We start from the raw sequence: 18139 nt of genomic DNA on the forward strand, positions 1-18139 counted from the left end.
AGAGGAGATCGTTAGATAGCTAGACCCCCGCATGACATGGCGCCGTCGCGTGACGGCCCGCAAGTCAACGAAGGCATTACGTCGATGCAGGTGCGCCTGGTCGGCGCGGACGGTGAGATGATGGGCGTGTTCTCAAAGGACGCCGCCCTGCGCGAGGCGGAGGCCGCGGGCCTGGACCTGGTCATGGTCGCCCCGAACGCCGACCCGCCCGTCTGCAAGATTCTGGATTTCGGAAAATTCAAGTACGAAGACCAGAAGCGCAAGAACGAGGCGCGCAAGAAGCAGAAGCAGATCTCCGTCAAAGAGATCAAGATGCGCCCGAACATCGACACGCACGACTACGACGTGAAGATGCGTGCAATGGTCAAGTTCCTCGAGGAAGGCGACAAGGTGAAGGTCACCCTCCGGTTCCGCGGGCGCGAGATGGCGCACCAGGAACTGGGCATGAAGGTGCTGGAGCGGGTGCGCGACGACCTCGACGAGCTCGGCAAGGTCGAGCAGATGCCGCGCCTGGAAGGCCGGCAGATGGCGATGGTGATCGCTCCGCGCTGAACGCACGGCGCGTCCGCAAATTTCCGATCCCGACCGGTCTGCGACATTCGGGCCGGGCTGAAGTCTTGCTTCCGACGCCACGCCGGCGCAAATTCGCAACTGAGAGTTATTTGCAAATTTGCGCCGGCCAGACACCCTGGGTGCGCCGGCGCCGGAAGCGGCCGCCTTGTCGCAAGTCGTCTACGACCGGCAGGTGAGCGGGCCGGGCCCGTCCGCCGACCGAAACCGGATCAACGGCAGCCGCCTGCGCAGCGGCTTTGGCTGGACGACGGCGGCGTTCGCGATCGCCGCGGTCGTCGCCACCCCGCTGCTGTTCATCGTCTCCAGCCTCGCCTTCCCCAAGAGCGACGTGTGGGGCCACCTGGTCGAGACCGTGCTGGCCGACTATGTGGTCAATTCGCTGCTGCTGATGCTGTGCGTCGGCGCCGGCGTGATCGTGATCGGCGCCGGCACCGCCTGGCTGGTCACCATGTGCACCTTCCCGGGCCGCCGCCTGCTGTCCTGGGCACTGCTGCTGCCACTGGCCGCGCCGGCCTATGTGCTGGCCTATGTCTACACCGACCTGCTCGATTACAACGGCCCGTTGCAGTCTACCCTGCGCGCGGTGTTCGGATGGTCGACCCGGCGCGACTACTGGTTCCCCAACGTGCGCTCGCTGCCCGGGGCGGCGCTGATGCTGACGCTCGCGCTCTACCCCTATGTCTACCTGATGACCCGGGCGGCGCTGATCCAGCAATGCGTCTGCGTGCTGGAGGTCAGCCGCACGCTGGGCTGCTCGCCCTGGCAGGCCTTCGCCCGGGTCGGCGCCCCGCTAGCCCGGCCCGCGATCGCCGGCGGCACCGCGCTGGCGCTGATGGAGACGCTGAACGACTACGGCACGGTGCAGTATTTCGGGGTGCAGACCTTCACCACCGGCATCTACCGCACCTGGTTCGGCCTGGGCGACCGCATTGCAGCGGCGCAGCTCGGCACCGTGCTGGTGCTGTTCGTGCTGGCGTTGCTGCTGGTCGAGCGCTGGTCGCGGCGCGCCGCCAGCTACCAGCACGCCACCGCGCGCTACCGCACCCTGATGCCGCTGGTCCCGAGACGCGGCCGGCAATGGCTGATCGCCGCTTCATGCCTGCTGCCGGTGGTGTTGGGCTTCGTGGTGCCCGCGGCCGACTTGGCGCTGCGTGCGCTGGAGCACTTCGACAAGGTGCTGGACGCCCGCTTCCTCGACGCCGCGGGCGCCAGCCTGATCCTCGCCGGAACGACGGCGGCGATCGCGGTGGTGCTGTGCCTGGTGCTGGCCTACGGACGGCGCCAGCGCCCGACGCGCGGCCTCGGCGCGGCGACCACGGTGGCGACCATGGGCTATGCCGCGCCCGGATCGGTGATCGCCGTCGGCACGCTGATCCCGCTGACCGCGCTCGACAAAGCGATCGACGGCGTCGCCCGCGCGCAGTTCGACGCGAATCTGGGACTGGTGTTCACCGGCGGTGTCGCGGCGCTGGTGTTCGCCTATCTGGTGCGCTTTCTGGCCGTGGCCTACAGCCCGGTCGAATCGGCGCTCGGCAAGATCAGGCCCAGCTTCGACGGCGCGGCGCGCACGCTCGGCCACGGCAGCGTTTCCAGGCTGGTTCGCGTCCACGTGCCGATGATCGCCAGCGGGCTGCTGACCGCCGCCATCCTGGTCTTTGTCGACGTGATGAAGGAACTGCCGGCGACGCTGATCGTCCGCCCGTTCAACTTCGACACCCTGGCGGTGCAGACCTACCGCCTCGCCTCCGACGAGCGCCTCGACGAAGCCGCCGGCTATGCGCTGGCCATCATCGCCGTCGGCCTGGTGCCCGTCGTGCTGCTGACCCGGCTGCTGACCCGCAGCCGGCCCGGCGGCGGCCAGCCGAACTGAGCCGCCGCCGAACGCCGCACCAACGCCGACCGGGTGCCGGCTACTTCCAGCTGACCCGGTCGAAGATCATCACCGCCAGCGGGTTGTTCTCGCCGAGCACCGCCAGGTTGAGCGGATCCTGCTTGAAGTCGGGACCGACGCCCGCCATCGCCAGCACCTGCTCGACCTCCGGCGCCAGGCTGGCTTCGGGCGAGACCGGCAGCTCATAGTTGCCGGCGGCGAAATACTCCTGCGCGCGCGGCGAGAGCAGATACTCCAGGAACGCCACGGCGGCGTCCCGGTGCGGGGCGGTCGCCACCACGCCGGCGCCCGAGATGTTGACGTGGGTGCCGCGGCCGGTCTGGTTCGGGAAGATCGGCGTCAGCGCGGCGACGATCGCCTGGATGTCCGGATCGTCGTCGGCGACCATGCGGGTGAAGTAATAGTGGTTCGAGACGGCGATGTCGCATTCGCCGTTGGCCGCGCCCGCCAGCTGGTCGCGGTCGCCGCCCTCCGGGTCGCGGCCCATGTTGGCGACCACCCCGGCCGCCCACGCTTCGGCCTGCTCTTCGCCCATCTCGGCGATCAGGGCCGCCAGCAGCGACTGGTTGTAGATGTTGCCGGAGCTGCGTACGCAGATGGTGTAGCCGAGCTCCGGATCCGCCAGCGCCTCGTAGGTCTGGATCCGCGACGGATCGTCGACCGTTTCGTGGTTGTAGAAGATCAGCCGCGCGCGCTTCGAAATGCCGAACCAGTAGCCTTCGGGGTGACGCAGGCTCGCCGGCACCGCCGCCTCGAGGATCTCGGACCGGATCGGTGCGAGAACCCCGGCCTCGGTCGCGCGCCACAGCCGACCGGCGTCCACGGTGATGAACACGTCCGCCGGGCTGTTGGCGCCCTCGCGTGCGATCCGCTCGATCAGCTCGTCGGCATCGGCCTCGATCAGGTTGACCGTGATGCCGGTTTCGGCGGTGAACTCGTCGTAGAGCGCCATGTCGGTGTCGTAGTGGCGTGCGCTGTACACGTTGACGACGTTGTCCTGTGCCGCGGCGCCGGTCGCCGCACCACCCAGCGCAAGCGCCACGGCCAGTGCCATGAACGGCCTGTTGTCGGCCATCGATCCCCCTCCTTCGCAGCCCGTCCGGGCCGTCTTCCTGCAAATGCGAACCATTCGCGACGGCGCGCACTCTGCCGGCGCGGATGGCGGGCTGTCAACAGCGCGCGCGCCGAGCGGGATCACGATAACGTTGACCGGGTCCGCCGCCGGCGCGCCCCGACGCCGCGGCGACACCATGGCGCGCGGGTCGCGCTCAGGCCTCGTTGCCGACCAGGTACAGGCCGACCACGCCAACGATGATGATCCCGATGAATCCGAGCTTCAGCAGGGTCGCCGCCTCGTCGAAGAACACGATGCCGATCACCGCCGTCGCGGCGGTGCCGACGCCGGACCAGATGGCATAGGTCAGGCCCAGTTCCAGCCGCTTCAGCGTGAACACCAGCAGGGTGAAGGCAGCGGCATAGAGCACGAACACCAGCACGCTCGGCGTCAGCCGGGTGAAGCCGTCGGACAGCTTCATGCAGGTGGTTCCCGCCACCTCCAGCGTGATCGCCATGACCAGAAACAGCCAGCTCATCGCAGCCCTCCTCCATGCCCGCCCGCGCTATGCACCACGGAACGGCCACATTGGCAATTCGCCCGATTGACCGGGCCGTGCCGGCCGTCGCATATCGGGCCCGCATGTCGCGAATCCTGTTTCTCGGCCCCACCCATCTCGGCGATGCAGCGGTGGCCTCCGGCCTGATCGATCACCTGTCGCGCACCGACCCCGGCGCGCGCATCACGCTGGTCTGCGGCCGCCTGGCGGCGCCGATCCTGGCCAATACGCCGGGCGTCGAGCGCGTCATCGTGTTCACCAAGCGCCGCTTCCACCGGCACTGGCTGGACATCTGGCGCCAGTGCGTCGGCACGCGGTGGGACTGGGTCATCGACCTGCGCGCGTCGGGCATCGGGTACATGCTGCTGGCCCGCCGCCGCTCGGTCTATGCACCGAAGGCGGAGCGGCACGGCCATCGCACCGCGCGCTGGGCCCACGTCATGGGTCTGGCCGAGTTGCCGCGCCCGCGGCTGCACGCCACCGCCGAGCAACAGGCCACAGCCGACGCGCTGGTGCCGGACGGCGGACCGGTGATCGCGCTGGCGCCGCGTGCTGCCTGGATCGGCAAGATCTGGCCGATCGAGCGATTCGCCGCCCTGGCCGAGCGCCTGACCGCGGCATCGGGACCGTTTCCCGACGCACGGATCGCCGTGTTCGGCGGCCCGGGCGAGCGCGACGCGGTCCTGCCGCTGCTGGAATCGATCCCGGAGTCCCGGCGCATCGACCTGGTCGGCCGCATCGACCTGATGACCGCCTATGCCGCGCTGACGCGCTGCGCCCTGTTCGTCGGCAACGATTCCGGCCTGCTCTATCTGTCGGTCGCCGCCGACATTCCGGCCGTCGCGCTGGTCGGACCCAGCCTGACCCTGTTCGGGCCGGAGCAGCCGCCGCTGGTGGCACCGTGGGCCCGCAAGGTCGCGGTCGCCCGCACGCCGACCACCTATGACGAGTTCGTCTCAGCAGAAGGCTACGATCACCGCCGCACCGGATCGCTGATGGGCACGCTCGAGGTCGACGCGGTCGAAGCGGTGACCCTGGCGCTGCTCGCGCGGCTGGCGCAACCGGATCGGCCGGTGCACGCGGGCCGCTAGACGGCGGGCCCGGTGCCGGGCGGCCGGCCGGTCCGCGGGCGTTGCGATAATGACATCTTAGTAATTCTCCCCGACTTCGTCACAGTGGCGACGCGCGGCAGCCACCTTGTCTGCATAGCGTCCGCCGCTGCGACAGACCTGGTCCGAGGAGAGCTTCATGCGCGCCATCGTTGCGACTTCCCTTTTCGCCGTTGCCCTGGCATCGACCGCCGCCCGGGCGCAGGTCGACGAGATCAGCCTTGGCTGGTACGCGGACAACTGGGAGGCCACCACCTTCCCGATGGACGGCCAGTGGGAATGCTCGGTCGACAGCCTGGCCGACAACTATCCGGATTTCGCGGGCGCGTGGGTGTTCGTGTTTCCGACCTATCTGCAGTTCTCGCCCAACGAGGGCCTGCCGATGAACGGCGGCGGACGCGTCAGCATCGACGGCGGCCCCAGCTTCGACATGGCGCTCTACAACGGCCAGGCTGGCTTCGTGTCCGACGCCGACGACCTGCCGCTGCTGCAGTCGATCGCCCACGGCAGCGAGATGACCATCGAGGTGTGGAACGGCGTGCAGTCCGGTGCGACCACTCGCGAATACGTCTATTCGCTCGACGGGTTCCGCGAGGCCTATCTGCGCATCGCCGCCGAATGCAACTTCGACCCGTCGCCGGTGCTGGACCAGAGCGTCGCGCTGGCACCGTCGCAGGCGCTTCCCGGCAAGAACTGACCGTTCGGGGACAAACCAGGCTCAGCGCCCGCTGGCGCCGAGCCTGAGATCGACGACCAGCGGCAGGTGATCGGACCCGGTCGCCGGCCCGGTTGCGACCGCCTCGGTCGCGAATTCCGGCGACACCAGCACGTTGTCGATCGGGATGCCGAACGGGCCGAGCATCGCCGGCCAGGTGGCGAAATGCCCGAAGCCGGCGGCCGCGTTGCGCATGCCGGTGGCATCGAGCAGGCCGGCGAACACCGGCGAGAACGGGGTCGAGTTGAAATCGCCGACAACGATCACCGGATAGGGCGACTGGCGCACGGCCTCGGCCAGATTGGCCATGTAGGCGGCGCGGGCGTCGCTGTAGACGTGGCCGATGCCGTAGCTCGGGTGGACGGCGATCACCGTCACCGGCCGCCCGTCGACGTCGACGGTCAGCACGGGAAACTGCACGCGCAGTCCGCCGCCGTCCCACATCTGGTGGGCGGTGATCGGGAAGCGGCTGATCAGCGTCACCGAGCGGCCGAGATCCCAGGCCAGCGGGGCCTGATAGGGATAGGCCTCGAGCAGGCTGGCCGGAGCCTCGGGCCACCACACGGTGGTCTCCTGCAATGCCAGGATGTCAGGCTGCAGGGCGTCGATGACCGCCAGCACCCGGCCCGGCGTCGTGTTGCTCTCGCTGACGTTGACCGTGGCGACGCGGAACGGCCGTCCGGTGGCGCCGACGGCGGAGCCGCTTCCGATCGGCAGCAGCAGCGGCGCAAGCCAGACGGCATGGACGGCACCGCACAGCAGCACCAGCGCGCCGCCGAGATACTGCCGCCACAGGATGCACAGCGCCAGCAGCACCAGGGCGGCGACGAAATAGTGCATCCGGAAGTGAGTCGCGAGGTCGAACGGCCACCACAGCGTGGCCAGCAGCGCGCAGACGGTCGCGCCGGCCAGCAGCAGGATCGCGCAGCCCAGCACCCGCCGCGCGGTCTGGCCCAGCGCCGCACGCTCGCCCGCGACACCGCTCATGACGTCGAAGACCCTTATGGTCATGCCGAGGCGCCCTGCCCCGGCGCCCGCTTAACGCCGCCCGGTGCGGCAGGCGCACGGCCGCGCACGGCCACGCGCCTGCAGGTCCGCGAAATCCTGCCGTGCCGGCCAACCGGCGTCGAACGCATCTAGGCGGAGTCCCGTCGCACCAGAGGACAGGCGACCTTGACGGTTTCCGGCGGAAGCGGCCGGTCGCCGCGATGCGCCAGCAGCATCTCCGCGGCCCGGCGGCCGATCTGGGCATGCGGCAGCGCCAGAGTGGTCAAGGGCGGCTGCAGGCCGGCGGCGAACTCCTGGTCGTCGTAACCGACCACGGCGATATCGTCGGGGATGCGCAGGCCACGACGCTGGATCTCCTGATAGGCGCCCATCGCCACCCAGTCGCTGATGCAGAACACCGCCGTCGGCGGGTCGTCGCGGTCCAGCAGCTCAGCAATGCCGTGCCGGCCGCCATCGGGGAACCAGTTGGTCGTCACCTCCAGCGCCCGATTGTCGCCGAGGCCGGCCCGCTCCAGCCCGTCGCGGAAACCGTCGCGCCGGCGCACGCCGGCCTCCGCTTCCGGTTCGCCGTAGACCAGCCCGATCCGCCGGTGGCCGGCGGCGACCAGATGCGCGGCCACGCTGCGGCCGCCCTCGTATTCGTCCGCGATCACGCAGGGAAACCGGCCGTCGGGGTCGAAGCAGTTGATCAACACCGTCGGCAGCTCCAGCAGCATCGCCGGCGGCCGCCAGGCGCGCAGGGAAAAGGCGCCGACCAGCATGCCGTCGACCTGGCGCCGCATCAGCTGGTCGATGGCGGCCTCCTCGATCGCCTCGTCGGCGTCGGTGTCGACGATCAGCAGCAGGCGGCCCTTCGACCACGCCACCGACTGGGCACCGAGCACGCTCTGTCCGCCATAGGCGCCGGATGCGATGCGGTCGGAGATGAATCCGATCAGGTTCGACTTGCGGGTGCTGAGCACACGCGCGGCATGGTTGGGCCGATAATCCAGCTCCTCGACCGCATCCCAGACGCGACGGCGCGTCGCCTCGGAAATGGCGGCACCGGGCTTGTCGTTGATCACGAAGGAAACGGTCGTCTGCGACACACCGGCCAGGTCGGCGACCGCACGAATGGTCGGCCGCCGGCGCGATGGCGCCTGCGGGATGCTCTTCATCGTTCAGTTCCCCCACAAACCGCGATCCGGCTCCCACCGAGTCGACGGTTTACTAAACGTGTTTAGCACAGTGATACGAGAATGTGAACAGTCATCAATCTTGACAGGGCCGGCGAACTCGGTCTGCGCCGATTCCCGCCCGACGGCGGGCAACGGCGTTCGCCGGTCGCGCAGCGCCCTGCCGGTTGCGGCTCGCCCGGTGGGGATGGCGGAATCCGCAGGCGCCAGCGCACCCGCCCGCCCCGCGGCGGGGCGCGGGCGGGCGCGGCTGGCGGAGTAGCGCAGGAGTCCGGTCGTGCCGTCAGGCGGCGATGCGGGGCGCCCGCATCGCGAAGTCGGCCATGTTGGTCCAGAAGCGCTCCAGCCGGCGCAGGCTGACATTGACCTCGGTCAGCGCCTCGGCGGAGATGTTGTGGTCCTTCAGTGCGGCGACATGGCCCTCGAACACCTCGGTCATGGCGGCGCGCAGGGCCAGGCCCTTCTCGGCCAGGCGCACGCGGACCGACCGGCGATCGTGGGTCGAGCGCTCCTGCAGCAGATAGCCGTTCTCGACCATCTTCTTGACGTTGTAGGAGACGTTGGAGCCGAGGTAGTAGCCGCGCAGGGTCAGCTCGCCGACGGTCAGGTCGTCGTCGCCGACATTGTACAGAATCAGTGCCTGCACGTTGTTGATGTCCTCGATGCCGCGGCGGTCGAGCTCGACCTTGACCACGTCGAGGAAGTGACGGTGCAGGCGTTCGATCAGCAGCACCGTCTCGAAATAGGTGGCAGTCATTGCATACTCCTGGCTGACTCCTAGCGTCGGCCAAGCATCGGTGAAAATGGCGAAAAATCCGTTAAGCTTTGACCCCCATTTTTCATGTATTGCGATCCAACCAGCGGATAATTCCGGAGAAATCCGCGGCACCGCCGTCGGCCGTGCAATACGCCTCGTAGAGAGCCGCCGCGTGCGCGCCGAGCGGCGTCGCCAAGCCGGCTTCCGCCGCCGCGCCCTGCGACAGCCGCAGGTCCTTCAGCATCATCGCGGCGGCGAAACCTGGCCGGTAGTCGCGATTGGCCGGCGAACCGGGCACCGGGCCGGGCACCGGGCAATAGCTGGTCAGCGACCAGCACTGGCCCGACGCCTTGCTGGCAATGTCGAACAGCGCCTGGTCCTCCAGGCCGAGCCGCCGCGCCAGCAGGAAGGCTTCGCAGACCGAGACCATCTGGATGCCGAGCATCAGGTTGTTGCAGATCTTCGCCGCCTGGCCGTTGCCGGCCGGGCCCGCGTGCACGACGGTCATGCCCATCGCGTGCAGCAGCGGCTCGGCGCGCTGCAGCGCCGCCGTCTCGCCGCCGACCATGAAGGTCAGGGTGCCGGCCGCGGCCGCGGCGACGCCGCCGGAGACCGGCGCGTCGACCATGGCGAATCCGGCCGCGGCGGCGGCGGCGTGAACCTGCCGGGATGTGGCGACGTCGATGGTCGAGCTGTCGATCAGCAGTGCAGCCGGCGACGCCGATGCCAGCACCCCGCCTTCGCCGCAATAGGCCTGGCTGACCGCATCGCCGGCCGGCAGCATGGTCACGACCGCGTCGGCCTTCGCGACCGCCTCAGCCGCCGTCGCCGCCACCTCCAGGCCCGCCGCGACGGCGGCGGCCTGAGCCGCTTCGCCCACGTCGTAGCCGACGACGCTGTTCTCCGCCGCCACCAGGTTGCGCGCCATCGGCAAGCCCATGTTGCCGAGACCGAGGAAGGCGATCCTGCTTCCGCCCATCAGCCCTCTCCCCCACCGAATTGCAGCTCGCCGCCGGGCAGCGCCGCGAAATAGGCATCGACATCAGCATCCGACACGCCCGCCAGGGCCGACGGCTGCCAGCGCGGCGCCTGGTCCTTATCGAGCAGCAGCGCCCGGATGCCCTCGTAGAAGTCGTGCCCGGCCATGAAATGCTGGCTCATGCGGAACTCCAGCCGCAGGCAGGCGTCGAGGTCCAGCCCGCGCGTCCGGCGCAGCTGCGCAAGCGTCACCTTGCAACTGGTCGGCGACATCGACCGGATCGTCGCCGCCGCCTTGGCGGCGAACGCGCCGCCGTCGCGGTCCAGCGCGTCCAGGATCGAGTCGACCGTCGTGCCGGCGAACGCTCCGGCAATCGTCTCCAGATGCGGGTCGAGCGCCGACTGCGGTGCCGGCGCGGCGTGGCCGGCGGCGACCGTGGCCGGGTCGTCGGGCGCCTGCGCCATCCCGTGCTTCAGCGCTTCCAGGCGTGCGGAAGGCACGTAGTGGGTGGCGAGACCCAGCGACAGCAGCTCGCCCGCGTGCAGCCGCCAGCCGGTCAGCGCCAGGAAGGCCGCCATCGCAGGCTCCAGCCGGTTGAGCACGTGGCTGGCGCCAACGTCGGGGAAGAACCCGATCGCCGTCTCCGGCATCGCCCAGACCGTCCGCTCGGTCGCCACCTGCATGCTGCCGTGTGCGGAAAGCCCGACGCCGCCGCCCATCGTGATTCCGTCGATCAGCGCGACATAGGGCTTGCCCAGGGTCGCGATCGATCGGTTGAGCCGGTACTCGTGCCAGAAAAACGCACGGGTCAGCGTGCGGTCGGCGGCCCGGGTGGCCAGCGCCACTGCCCGCACGTCGCCGCCGGCACAGAAGGCCCGCTCGCCGGCGCCTTCAATCACGACGCAGCCCACCCCCGGGTCGCCGCGCCAGGCCTCCAGCCGCGGCCCGACCAGGTGGATCATGTCGAGCGTCAGCGCGTTCAGCGCGCGTTCGTTGCGCAGCGTGACGAGGCCGATGCCGCCGTCCCTGGCAAAGGCAACCGGTGTGTCTGTCATCCGTCCTCTCTGCTCGCCGTCCCGGTCATTGCGGGCCGGGTATCGGCAGGATAGTGGGCGGCCGCCGCCGCGGCCAGCCGTCGCGACGGCAGCGATCCGGCGCTTGACGCTCGGAGGCAAAGCGACTAAAAGCCCGTCTGCGCCGATTTGAGCCACAGCTTGCGGGCGCGTGACAAATGCAGCTAAAGCGGGATCGGATTCAGGGGCCTTGGCCCGATTCCGCCCAGCTTGGCTGCGGCGGTTTTTTTTATGCCCGCGAGCTGTGCGAACGCGAGACTATCGCGCCGGTCCGATCCGCCGGCGGCCCACGGCGCAACGGATCCGCGGCAATGTGGGGGCCCAGTGCCGCGCCGACCACAGTCGATGCGTGCCCGGTTCGGGCCGGCCCTGCGATAACACGGGTTTGGGAGGCCTGAACGCCATGTCCAATCGACCGCTCCACGCACAAACGCTGGCGTTGCATGCCGGCCATCGCAGCGATCCCACCACCGGTGCCGTGGCGGTGCCGATCTACCAGACCACGTCGTACCAGTTCAAAGACACCGAGCACGCCGCCAACCTGTTCGGGCTGAAGGAACTGGGCAACATCTACACCCGGATCATGAACCCGACCAACGCAGTGCTGGAGGAGCGGCTGGCCGCGATCGAGGGCGGCGTCGCGGCACTGGGCGTCAGCTCGGGCCAGTCGGCAAGCGCCATGGCAATCCAGAACATCGCGCGCACCGGCGACAACATCGTCAGCTCCACCGACCTGTACGGCGGGACCTGGAACCTGTTCGCCAACACCTTGAGCACCATGGGTATCGAATGCCGGTTCGTCGACCCGGCCGATCCGGAGGCATTCCGCCGGGCGACCGACGACAAGACCCGGGCCTATTACGGCGAATCGCTGCCCAACCCGAAGCTGCAGGTGTTCCCGATCGGCGAGGTCGCCGCCATCGGGCCGAATTCGGCGTGCCTCTGATCGTCGACAACACCGCCGCGCCGATCATCTGCCGCCCGTTCGACCACGGCGCGGCCGTGGTGGTGCACTCGACCACCAAGTACATCGGCGGGCACGGCACGTCGATCGGCGGCATCATCATCGACGGCGGCAACTTCGACTGGGAGGCGCATGCCGACCGGTTCCCGGGCCTGAACCAGCCGGACCCGAGCTATCACGGTGCGGTCTGGACCCAGGCGGTCAAGCCGCTGGGGCCGATCGCCTATATCCTGAAGGCGCGGGTGACGTTGCAGCGCGACCTGGGCTACGCGATGAGCCCGTTCAACGCATTCCAGTTCATCCAGGGGGTCGAGACCCTGCCGCTGCGCATGCGCGAGCACTGCCGCAACGCGGCCGCGGTGGCCGACTTCCTGAAAGGCCATCCGGCGGTCGCGAATGTGATCTACCCCGGCCTTTCCAGCGGCAAGTTCCGCGAGCGGGCCGACAAGTACCTGAAGGGCGGTTTCGGCGGACTGGTCGGCTGCGAGCTGAAGGGCGGCAAGGAGGCCGGGCGCAAGCTGATCGACAGCCTGCAGCTGTTCTATCACGTCGCCAACATCGGCGACGCCCGCTCGTTGGCGATCCATCCCGCCAGCACCACCCATTCGCAACTGACCGGCGAGGAGCAGCTCGCGACCGGCGTGACCGACGGCTATGTCCGGCTGTCGGTCGGTATCGAGCACATCGACGACATCGTCGCCGACCTCAAGCAGGGCCTCGATTCGCTCGGTTGATCGCATCGCCTGCGCGACGGCCGACCGTGCGACCGGATGCCAAGGCCTACGCTGGTATGCACGGCACGGTCGATCTTGACAGAGGGTTCGGCTCGGATACGTTGAGAAGACGAAGCATGCCCATTGACGACTGCCCCCCGGCGGTCGATATCTGAGTGGATTTGATGGCTTTGCCCCCGCGTCGGCACCGGGATGCCGACCGGCGGAGCAAGCGGATCGAAAGACTTGCCGGCCGAGTCCGGCTTCGGAATGCCCGGGATCGCGCCACCGACTGACTTGCGGGCACAGGTGGCGTCTCCTCCCCCTCGACCCCCCGGGCATGCGGCCTGGCGTTCCTTGCGAACGCCAGGCCGTTTTCGCATTCGGGCGGCGACGCCGAGCTCCGAAGTCTAGCCGACGGCCGTTCCCAACAGCGGAATGCCGGCGAGCGCCTGCATGAAAGTGGCCGCGACCACCGCCAGCCATATGGCCGCCGCGAGCGGCACCGCGCGACGCCCCGGCCATCCGGCACGGTCGGCCAGCAGGCCGACCAGCGGCAGACCCTGCATCATGTGGGTGGCGAAGAAATGGGCGACGCGCAGGTCGCCGCCGACGGTCGACCAGCCGACCACCGGCAGGCCGCCAGCATCGGATGTCGCGCCGCCGACCCAGTGACCGCCGTGCGAACCCAGATAACCGGCCACGACCAGCGTCGCGGCCGCGCCGCCGATCAGCCCCAGCATCGCACCGAGCCGCAGGCCGTCGCCAAGTCCGGGGCCGGGCCTGCGCCATACCATCGCGCCGAGAATGCCGGCTGCAGCCACCAGGATCACCGCACCGATGCCCATCGCGGCATACATCGCCGATTCGAACGGCGTGTCGGCGTTGAAGTGGGAATGGCGCCCGCGCGCGGCCTGGGCGACGATGTAGACGATCTCCGCCATCGCCGCGCCGGCGCTGACCAGCGCGAGTGCGCCCAGCCAGCGGCTGCGCGCCGCCGCCGGCCGCAGCAGCGTCGACGCCCAGGCCAGGGTCGCAAGGTGCAGCGCGACCGAGAGCTGGAATTTCAGCGGCTTGATCCAGAGGTTGATGCCGTTGAGCGTGCGCGTCTCGACGGCCGCGGCCGCCAGAACCGGCAGGGCCGATACCAGGACCAGGACCGCGGCCTGCAGCCAGATCCGCGCCGCCGGGACGTCCAGCATCGCGGAAAGCCAGCCGGCCGGGACCATGCGTGCGGCCGGGCTCGGGTTGTCGACCAGGGCACTCATGCCGGCGCCCCCGCCAACGGCGCCGTACGAGCCGCCGCCGCGCGCATCCGCCGCCATAGCGCGGCAAGGCAAAGATAGCTGGCCAGCCCGATCGGGCCGAACATGAAGGTAAGCGCGAGGATCGGTGCCTGGACCAGCCGCGAAAGGCCACGCCGGTCCGCGTCGCGGGCGATCCAGCCGCCGACGAACAGATCGAAGGCGAGGTAGTGCACCCAGCCGGCCAGCAGCACCGGGTCGCTGGCCATCAGCGCCTTCACCGCCGCCAGCGAGCCGAAACCGCCATCGGCCTCGCCGAACCAGACCAGGATCAACACCGCGTAGCCCAGCGACAATGCCAGCGGAATGGCATAGCGCGGCACGGCATTCAGCAAACGCCAGCGGCGCGGTGCAACGATCAGCACCAGCCAGCCGGCCGCCGCCAACTGTCCGCCGATGCCGAACCAACTCTCCCAATCCATCGAGGCCTCCCATATCTTGACAGCGTCAACATACCTTGCTGCCCAAATCTTTTCATTGTCAAGATACCTGGACTGAGCCATGTGATCCGGATCACAGGGCGGGAACGCGCGGATGCACGAAAAGACACGGCCCCCGGCCGGCGGGAGCGAGGCCGGCGCCGAGAAGGACACCTATCATCACGGAAACCTGCGCGAGGCGCTGTTGGCCGCGGCAACCGCCATCATCGACGAGAAGGGCCTGGACGGCCTGTCGCTGCGGGCCTGCGCCGCGCGCGCCGGCGTTTCGCACGCCGCCCCGGCCCACCATTTCGCCAATCTGCGCGGCCTGCTGACCGCGCTCGGCACCATCGCATTCCGGCGCTTCCATGCCCGCATCGCGGCGGAACAGGCGCGTGCCGGCGGCACGGCGATCGAGCGGCTGCGCGCCGCCGCGCACGGCTATGTCGGTTTCGCGGTGAGCAATCCGGGGCTATTCCGGCTGATGTTCAGCGCGTCGCTGCTGGACTGGGAGGACGCGGAGCTGGGCGCTGCGGCCGGCGCCGCCTAGGCCCAGCTCGGCGACACGGTCAAGCCGTTCCAGCGCGACGACAGTGCCGCCGAGAGCGAGCGGCTGCGGCTGCTGGTCTGGTCGGTCGTCCACGGCTACGCCCATCTGCTGCTCGCCGGGCAGCTGCGCAAGCTGAACCCTTCGGCCGACGGCTTGAGCCACCTGCCGGACATCGCCGGCCTGCTGGCCGAAGCGACGCAGCCGGCCTAGAGGGCCAGGCCTTCGACGAGAATGTCGTCGTCTTCCGCCCGGGCGCGCCGCCATGCGTGCGCCGGCGCGTCCGGCATCAGCCTGGCCGGGAAGGCCATCTCGTCGCCGCCGAGACGCATGAAGGTGAAGAAGAAGCCGACCCGGCCGGCATCGTCGAGCACCGGCAGGTCAAGGCACTGGCCGGTGGCATAGTCCATCCGTTCCCACGCCATCGGACCGCCGGAGAAGCCGATCACACGGTTGTCGGCCAGATGCTCGAAATAGGCGAGCGCGACCCGGTGGCCCGGGACATGGCCATAGATCTCGCTGAACAGACGTCCGGTGTTCTCGCTGCGCAGGTAGTTGACGATGTCGGTGCCGCACAGCCGGAAGCGCAGGTCGAACGGCGCGCGCTGGACCTCGTAGATGATCACCCGGCCGAGCCAGCTGCGGAAATCCAGCGCCGAAAAGTCGCGCTTGCGCGGCAGCCCGCCGGCGGGCGCCTTGGCACGCCAGATGGCCAGCGCCGAGCCGAACTGCTCGAAGTCGGCGGAATCGGTGGTCAACGCGTGGGCGGTATAGGCCCAGCCGTCCTGTGTGCCGACGGTCGCCATTCAGAAGTCGACCTCCGGCGCGATCCACTGCAGCTGCTCGTTCGACTGGTTGATGTCGACGTCCAGCGTCTGCCGATCGATCGACAGCACATCGGGCAGCGCGTCGGAATAGTCCTCGATCGTCGCCGGCACCGGCTCGCCGCAATGCGGCCGCAGGATGCCGCAGTCCCAGCGCCAGCCCGCCGGCGTGCCGTCCATGGCGCTGGCCTGGGCGAAGCGGCATTCGCACGCCACGCCGGCCTGGCAGGACAGCTGACCGGCGGTCGCCTCGGTGCATTGAAAGGTCTGCGCATGCGCGTGCGGCGGCACCGCCAGCGGCAGCAGCATGAGACAGGCGAGGATCGGACGTTGCATCGGCAGGGGACTCGCGGGGCAGGTTCAAGCCGACCATGCCGTCCGGAAGTCAACGGATGGTTAACCATGCGCAATGCCGGGCGGTTGCCGGTTTGGGCTTGATTTCCGGCGACGTTGTCCGATCCTGCCGGAATGTCGCCCCTGCCCCCCGACCATCCGCCGGTAGCGACGCCGCGCATCGGCGTCCTGCTGGTCAACCTCAGCACGCCGGACGCCACCGACGTGCCCGCGGTGCGGCGTTACCTGCGCGAATTCCTCAGCGACCGGCGGGTCATCGAGGTCAACCCGCTGGTCTGGAAGGCGATCCTCAACCTGTTCATCCTGCCGTTCCGGCCGAAGAAGAGCGCGGAGGCCTATCGCCAGATCTGGGACGGCACGCGCAACGAATCGCCGCTGCGCACATTCACGCGCGCCCAGGCCGAGGCGCTCGACGCCCTGTTCGGCGCGGACCTGCCTTCGGTGAAGGTCGAATGGGCGATGCGTTATGGCAACCCGTCGATCGCCAGCCGCATCGACGTGCTGTTCGCCCAGGGCTGCACGCGCATCCTGCTGTTCCCGCTCTACCCGCAATACAGCGCCGCAACCACGGCGACGGTCTGCGACAAGGCGTTCGATGCGCTGAAGGCGATGCGCTGGCAGCCCGCACTGCGCACCGCACCGCCCTATCACGACGACCCGGGCTATATCGCCGCGCTCGCTGCCGGCCTGCGGACGCACCTGGCCACGCTCGACTGGCAGCCGGAGGTGATCCTGGCCTCGTTCCACGGGCTGCCGAAGGACTATTTCGAGAAGGGCGACCCCTATCACTGCCATTGCGCGAAGACCGCGCGGCTGCTGCGCGAGGCGATGGGCCTGGACGACCGGGCGCTGCAGACGACCTTCCAGTCCCGCTTCGGGCCGCGCGAATGGCTGCAGCCCTATACCGACGTCACGCTCGCCGAGCTCGCCCGGGCCGGCGTGCGCCGGGTCGCGGTGATCACGCCCGGATTCGCCGCCGACTGCGTTGAAACGCTGGAGGAGATCGCCATCCGCGGCCGCGAGACATTCACCGAAGCCGGCGGCACCCACTATGCCGCGGTGCCCTGCCTCAACGCCGACGACGCCCACGTCGCCGCGCTGGCTGGCCTGATCCGGCGCGAACTCGGCGGCTGGATCTGAACCTCCTGTCAACGCAACCGGTGTATGCTGCCGGCACCGAATGACGGACAGGGACAGGGCCGATGCACACCGACCCGCAACTCTGGGCAAGACTCGACGCCTTCTCGCTCGACGATCCGGATGCCTCCTTCGCCTTCACCGACCGCCTTGCGCGCGAGAATGGCTGGCGCGATGCGTTCGCGCATCGTGTCGTCGGCGAATACCGGCGCTTCGTCTACCTGTCGCAGGTCACGGACCGGATCGTCACGCCCTCCGACGAGGTCGACCAGGCCTGGCACCTGCACCTGACCTATACCCGGCATTATTGGGATGCGCTGTGCGGCGGCGTCCTCGGCCGGGCCCTGCACCACGGGCCGACCCGCGGCGGGCCTGCCGAGCATGCGAAATACCTCGCCTGCTACGAGGCGACCAAGGCTCTCTACCGCCGCGAGTTCGGCGAGGAACCGCCCGCGGATATCTGGCCGGACGCCGAGACGCGCTTCGCCGAGGCACCCGCCTTCCGCCGGGTCAACACCGCACATGCCTGGGTGATCCATCGTCCGCGCTGGCTCGACCGGGTCGCGGCGCACGGGCGCGCCATCGCCAGCCTGGCGGCGGCGGCCCTGGGCCTGTCGCTGGTGGGCGGCTCGCTGGCCCTCGCCGACACCGATGCGCGCGACGAAGAGACCGCGGTGATCATCGCCATCGGCATCGTCATCTTCGTGGCCGCCGTGGTATCCGCCACCCGGCGCAGCGGCAGCCGGCGTCCCCACCGCGGCGGGCGGTCCAAGGGCGGCAGCGGCTGCGGCGGCTGCGGCCATGCCGGCTCGGACGGCGGCGATGGGGGCTCAGGCTGCGGCAGCTCCGGCTGTGGCGGCGGCGGATGCGGCGGCGGCGACTGAGGCGTCGCCATAGCCCCTGTTACGGGGGAGCCAGCTTTCTGCCGCGACGAAGCGCCTTGCTGCCGGATCGGCGGCCGCCTCGATTCCGCCACAGATGTGA

Annotated in this window: 18 protein-coding genes and 1 pseudogene; 8 read left to right on the forward strand and 11 right to left on the reverse strand. The window is 69.4% G+C overall.

From position 1 onward, the window contains the following. Nucleotides 1–36: 36 nt before the first annotated feature. Entirely contained in the window at nt 37–552 is a 516-nt protein-coding gene (gene infC, locus R3F55_24775; GenBank protein ID MEZ5670590.1) for a translation initiation factor IF-3, read from the forward strand. Between the two features lie 166 nt (nt 553–718). Next, nucleotides 719–2443, forward strand: a complete 1725-nt coding sequence (locus tag R3F55_24780) for an iron ABC transporter permease (GenBank protein MEZ5670591.1) — start codon at nt 719–721, stop codon at nt 2441–2443. Between the two features lie 40 nt (nt 2444–2483). On the opposite strand, the gene R3F55_24785 is transcribed toward R3F55_24780, so the two are convergent. Then, nucleotides 2484–3539 (reverse strand): Fe(3+) ABC transporter substrate-binding protein, encoded by a 1056-nt coding sequence (locus tag R3F55_24785; GenBank protein ID MEZ5670592.1) that lies wholly within the window; start codon nt 3537–3539, stop codon nt 2484–2486. Nucleotides 3540–3732: 193 nt separating this feature from the next. Next, the gene (locus R3F55_24790; GenBank protein MEZ5670593.1) at nt 3733–4056 is read right to left on the reverse strand and encodes a multidrug efflux SMR transporter; all 324 of its coding nucleotides are present in this window, start codon (nt 4054–4056) and stop codon (nt 3733–3735) included. A 104-nt stretch (nt 4057–4160) separates the two neighbouring features. On the opposite strand from R3F55_24790, the gene R3F55_24795 reads away from it, so the two are divergent. Both R3F55_24795 and R3F55_24800 read left to right on the forward strand, forming a co-directional pair. Continuing rightward, on the forward strand, nt 4161–5168 hold the full coding sequence (locus R3F55_24795; GenBank protein ID MEZ5670594.1) for a glycosyltransferase family 9 protein: 1008 nt from the start codon (nt 4161–4163) through the stop codon (nt 5166–5168). Between the two features lie 157 nt (nt 5169–5325). Continuing rightward, nucleotides 5326–5883 carry a hypothetical protein gene (locus R3F55_24800; GenBank protein MEZ5670595.1) on the forward strand — a complete coding sequence of 186 codons (558 nt, stop codon included), beginning with the start codon at nt 5326–5328 and terminating at the stop codon, nt 5881–5883. A gap of 21 nt (nt 5884–5904) precedes the next feature. Here R3F55_24800 and R3F55_24805 read toward each other — a convergent pair whose 3' ends face one another. The 5 genes from R3F55_24805 to R3F55_24825 form a co-directional block, all read right to left on the reverse strand. Then, nucleotides 5905–6912: an endonuclease/exonuclease/phosphatase family protein gene (locus R3F55_24805; GenBank protein ID MEZ5670596.1), complete on the reverse strand. Its 1008-nt coding sequence runs from the start codon at nt 6910–6912 to the stop codon at nt 5905–5907. A gap of 125 nt (nt 6913–7037) precedes the next feature. Then, on the reverse strand, nt 7038–8066 hold the full coding sequence (locus R3F55_24810) for a LacI family DNA-binding transcriptional regulator (GenBank protein ID MEZ5670597.1): 1029 nt from the start codon (nt 8064–8066) through the stop codon (nt 7038–7040). A 301-nt stretch (nt 8067–8367) separates the two neighbouring features. Further along, on the reverse strand, nt 8368–8841 hold the full coding sequence (locus tag R3F55_24815; protein MEZ5670598.1) for a MarR family winged helix-turn-helix transcriptional regulator: 474 nt from the start codon (nt 8839–8841) through the stop codon (nt 8368–8370). Nucleotides 8842–8923: 82 nt separating this feature from the next. After that, nucleotides 8924–9820, reverse strand: a complete 897-nt coding sequence (gene mmsB / locus R3F55_24820; protein ID MEZ5670599.1) for a 3-hydroxyisobutyrate dehydrogenase — start codon at nt 9818–9820, stop codon at nt 8924–8926. Next, nucleotides 9820–10875, reverse strand: coding sequence for an enoyl-CoA hydratase/isomerase family protein (locus tag R3F55_24825; GenBank protein ID MEZ5670600.1), 1056 nt, complete (start codon nt 10873–10875; stop codon nt 9820–9822). Before R3F55_24825 ends, mmsB begins: the two co-directional genes overlap by 1 nt. A 421-nt stretch (nt 10876–11296) precedes the next feature. On the opposite strand from R3F55_24825, the pseudogene R3F55_24830 reads away from it, so the two are divergent. Beyond that, nucleotides 11297–12591, forward strand: a pseudogene (locus R3F55_24830) (O-acetylhomoserine aminocarboxypropyltransferase/cysteine synthase family protein). 389 nt (nt 12592–12980) lie between these two features. Here the strand turns inward: R3F55_24830 and R3F55_24835 are convergent. Together R3F55_24835 and R3F55_24840 are read right to left on the reverse strand one after the other, a co-directional pair. Beyond that, complete coding sequence (locus R3F55_24835; GenBank protein MEZ5670601.1) at nt 12981–13838, reverse strand: hypothetical protein; 858 nt, start codon at nt 13836–13838, stop codon at nt 12981–12983. Next, complete coding sequence (locus R3F55_24840) at nt 13835–14296, reverse strand: ABA4-like family protein (protein ID MEZ5670602.1); 462 nt, start codon at nt 14294–14296, stop codon at nt 13835–13837. The genes R3F55_24835 and R3F55_24840 overlap by 4 nt, the downstream gene beginning before the upstream one ends. A gap of 112 nt (nt 14297–14408) precedes the next feature. Between R3F55_24840 and R3F55_24845 the strand changes: the two genes are divergently transcribed. Continuing rightward, the gene (locus R3F55_24845; protein MEZ5670603.1) at nt 14409–14843 is read left to right on the forward strand and encodes a TetR/AcrR family transcriptional regulator; all 435 of its coding nucleotides are present in this window, start codon (nt 14409–14411) and stop codon (nt 14841–14843) included. A 206-nt stretch (nt 14844–15049) separates the two neighbouring features. Here the strand turns inward: R3F55_24845 and R3F55_24850 are convergent, their stop codons facing one another. Next, nucleotides 15050–15646: a PAS domain-containing protein gene (locus tag R3F55_24850; protein ID MEZ5670604.1), complete on the reverse strand. Its 597-nt coding sequence runs from the start codon at nt 15644–15646 to the stop codon at nt 15050–15052. Beyond that, the gene (locus R3F55_24855; protein ID MEZ5670605.1) at nt 15647–16000 is read right to left on the reverse strand and encodes a hypothetical protein; all 354 of its coding nucleotides are present in this window, start codon (nt 15998–16000) and stop codon (nt 15647–15649) included. 132 nt (nt 16001–16132) lie between these two features. On the opposite strand from R3F55_24855, the gene hemH reads away from it, so the two are divergent. After that, complete coding sequence (gene hemH / locus R3F55_24860) at nt 16133–17158, forward strand: ferrochelatase (GenBank protein ID MEZ5670606.1); 1026 nt, start codon at nt 16133–16135, stop codon at nt 17156–17158. Between the two features lie 62 nt (nt 17159–17220). Next, entirely contained in the window at nt 17221–18039 is an 819-nt protein-coding gene (locus tag R3F55_24865) for a hypothetical protein (GenBank protein ID MEZ5670607.1), read from the forward strand. Nucleotides 18040–18139 lie beyond the last annotated feature (100 nt).

The sequence above is a fragment of the Alphaproteobacteria bacterium genome, assembly GCA_041396705.1.
GTDB lineage: Bacteria > Pseudomonadota > Alphaproteobacteria > CALKHQ01 > CALKHQ01 > CALKHQ01.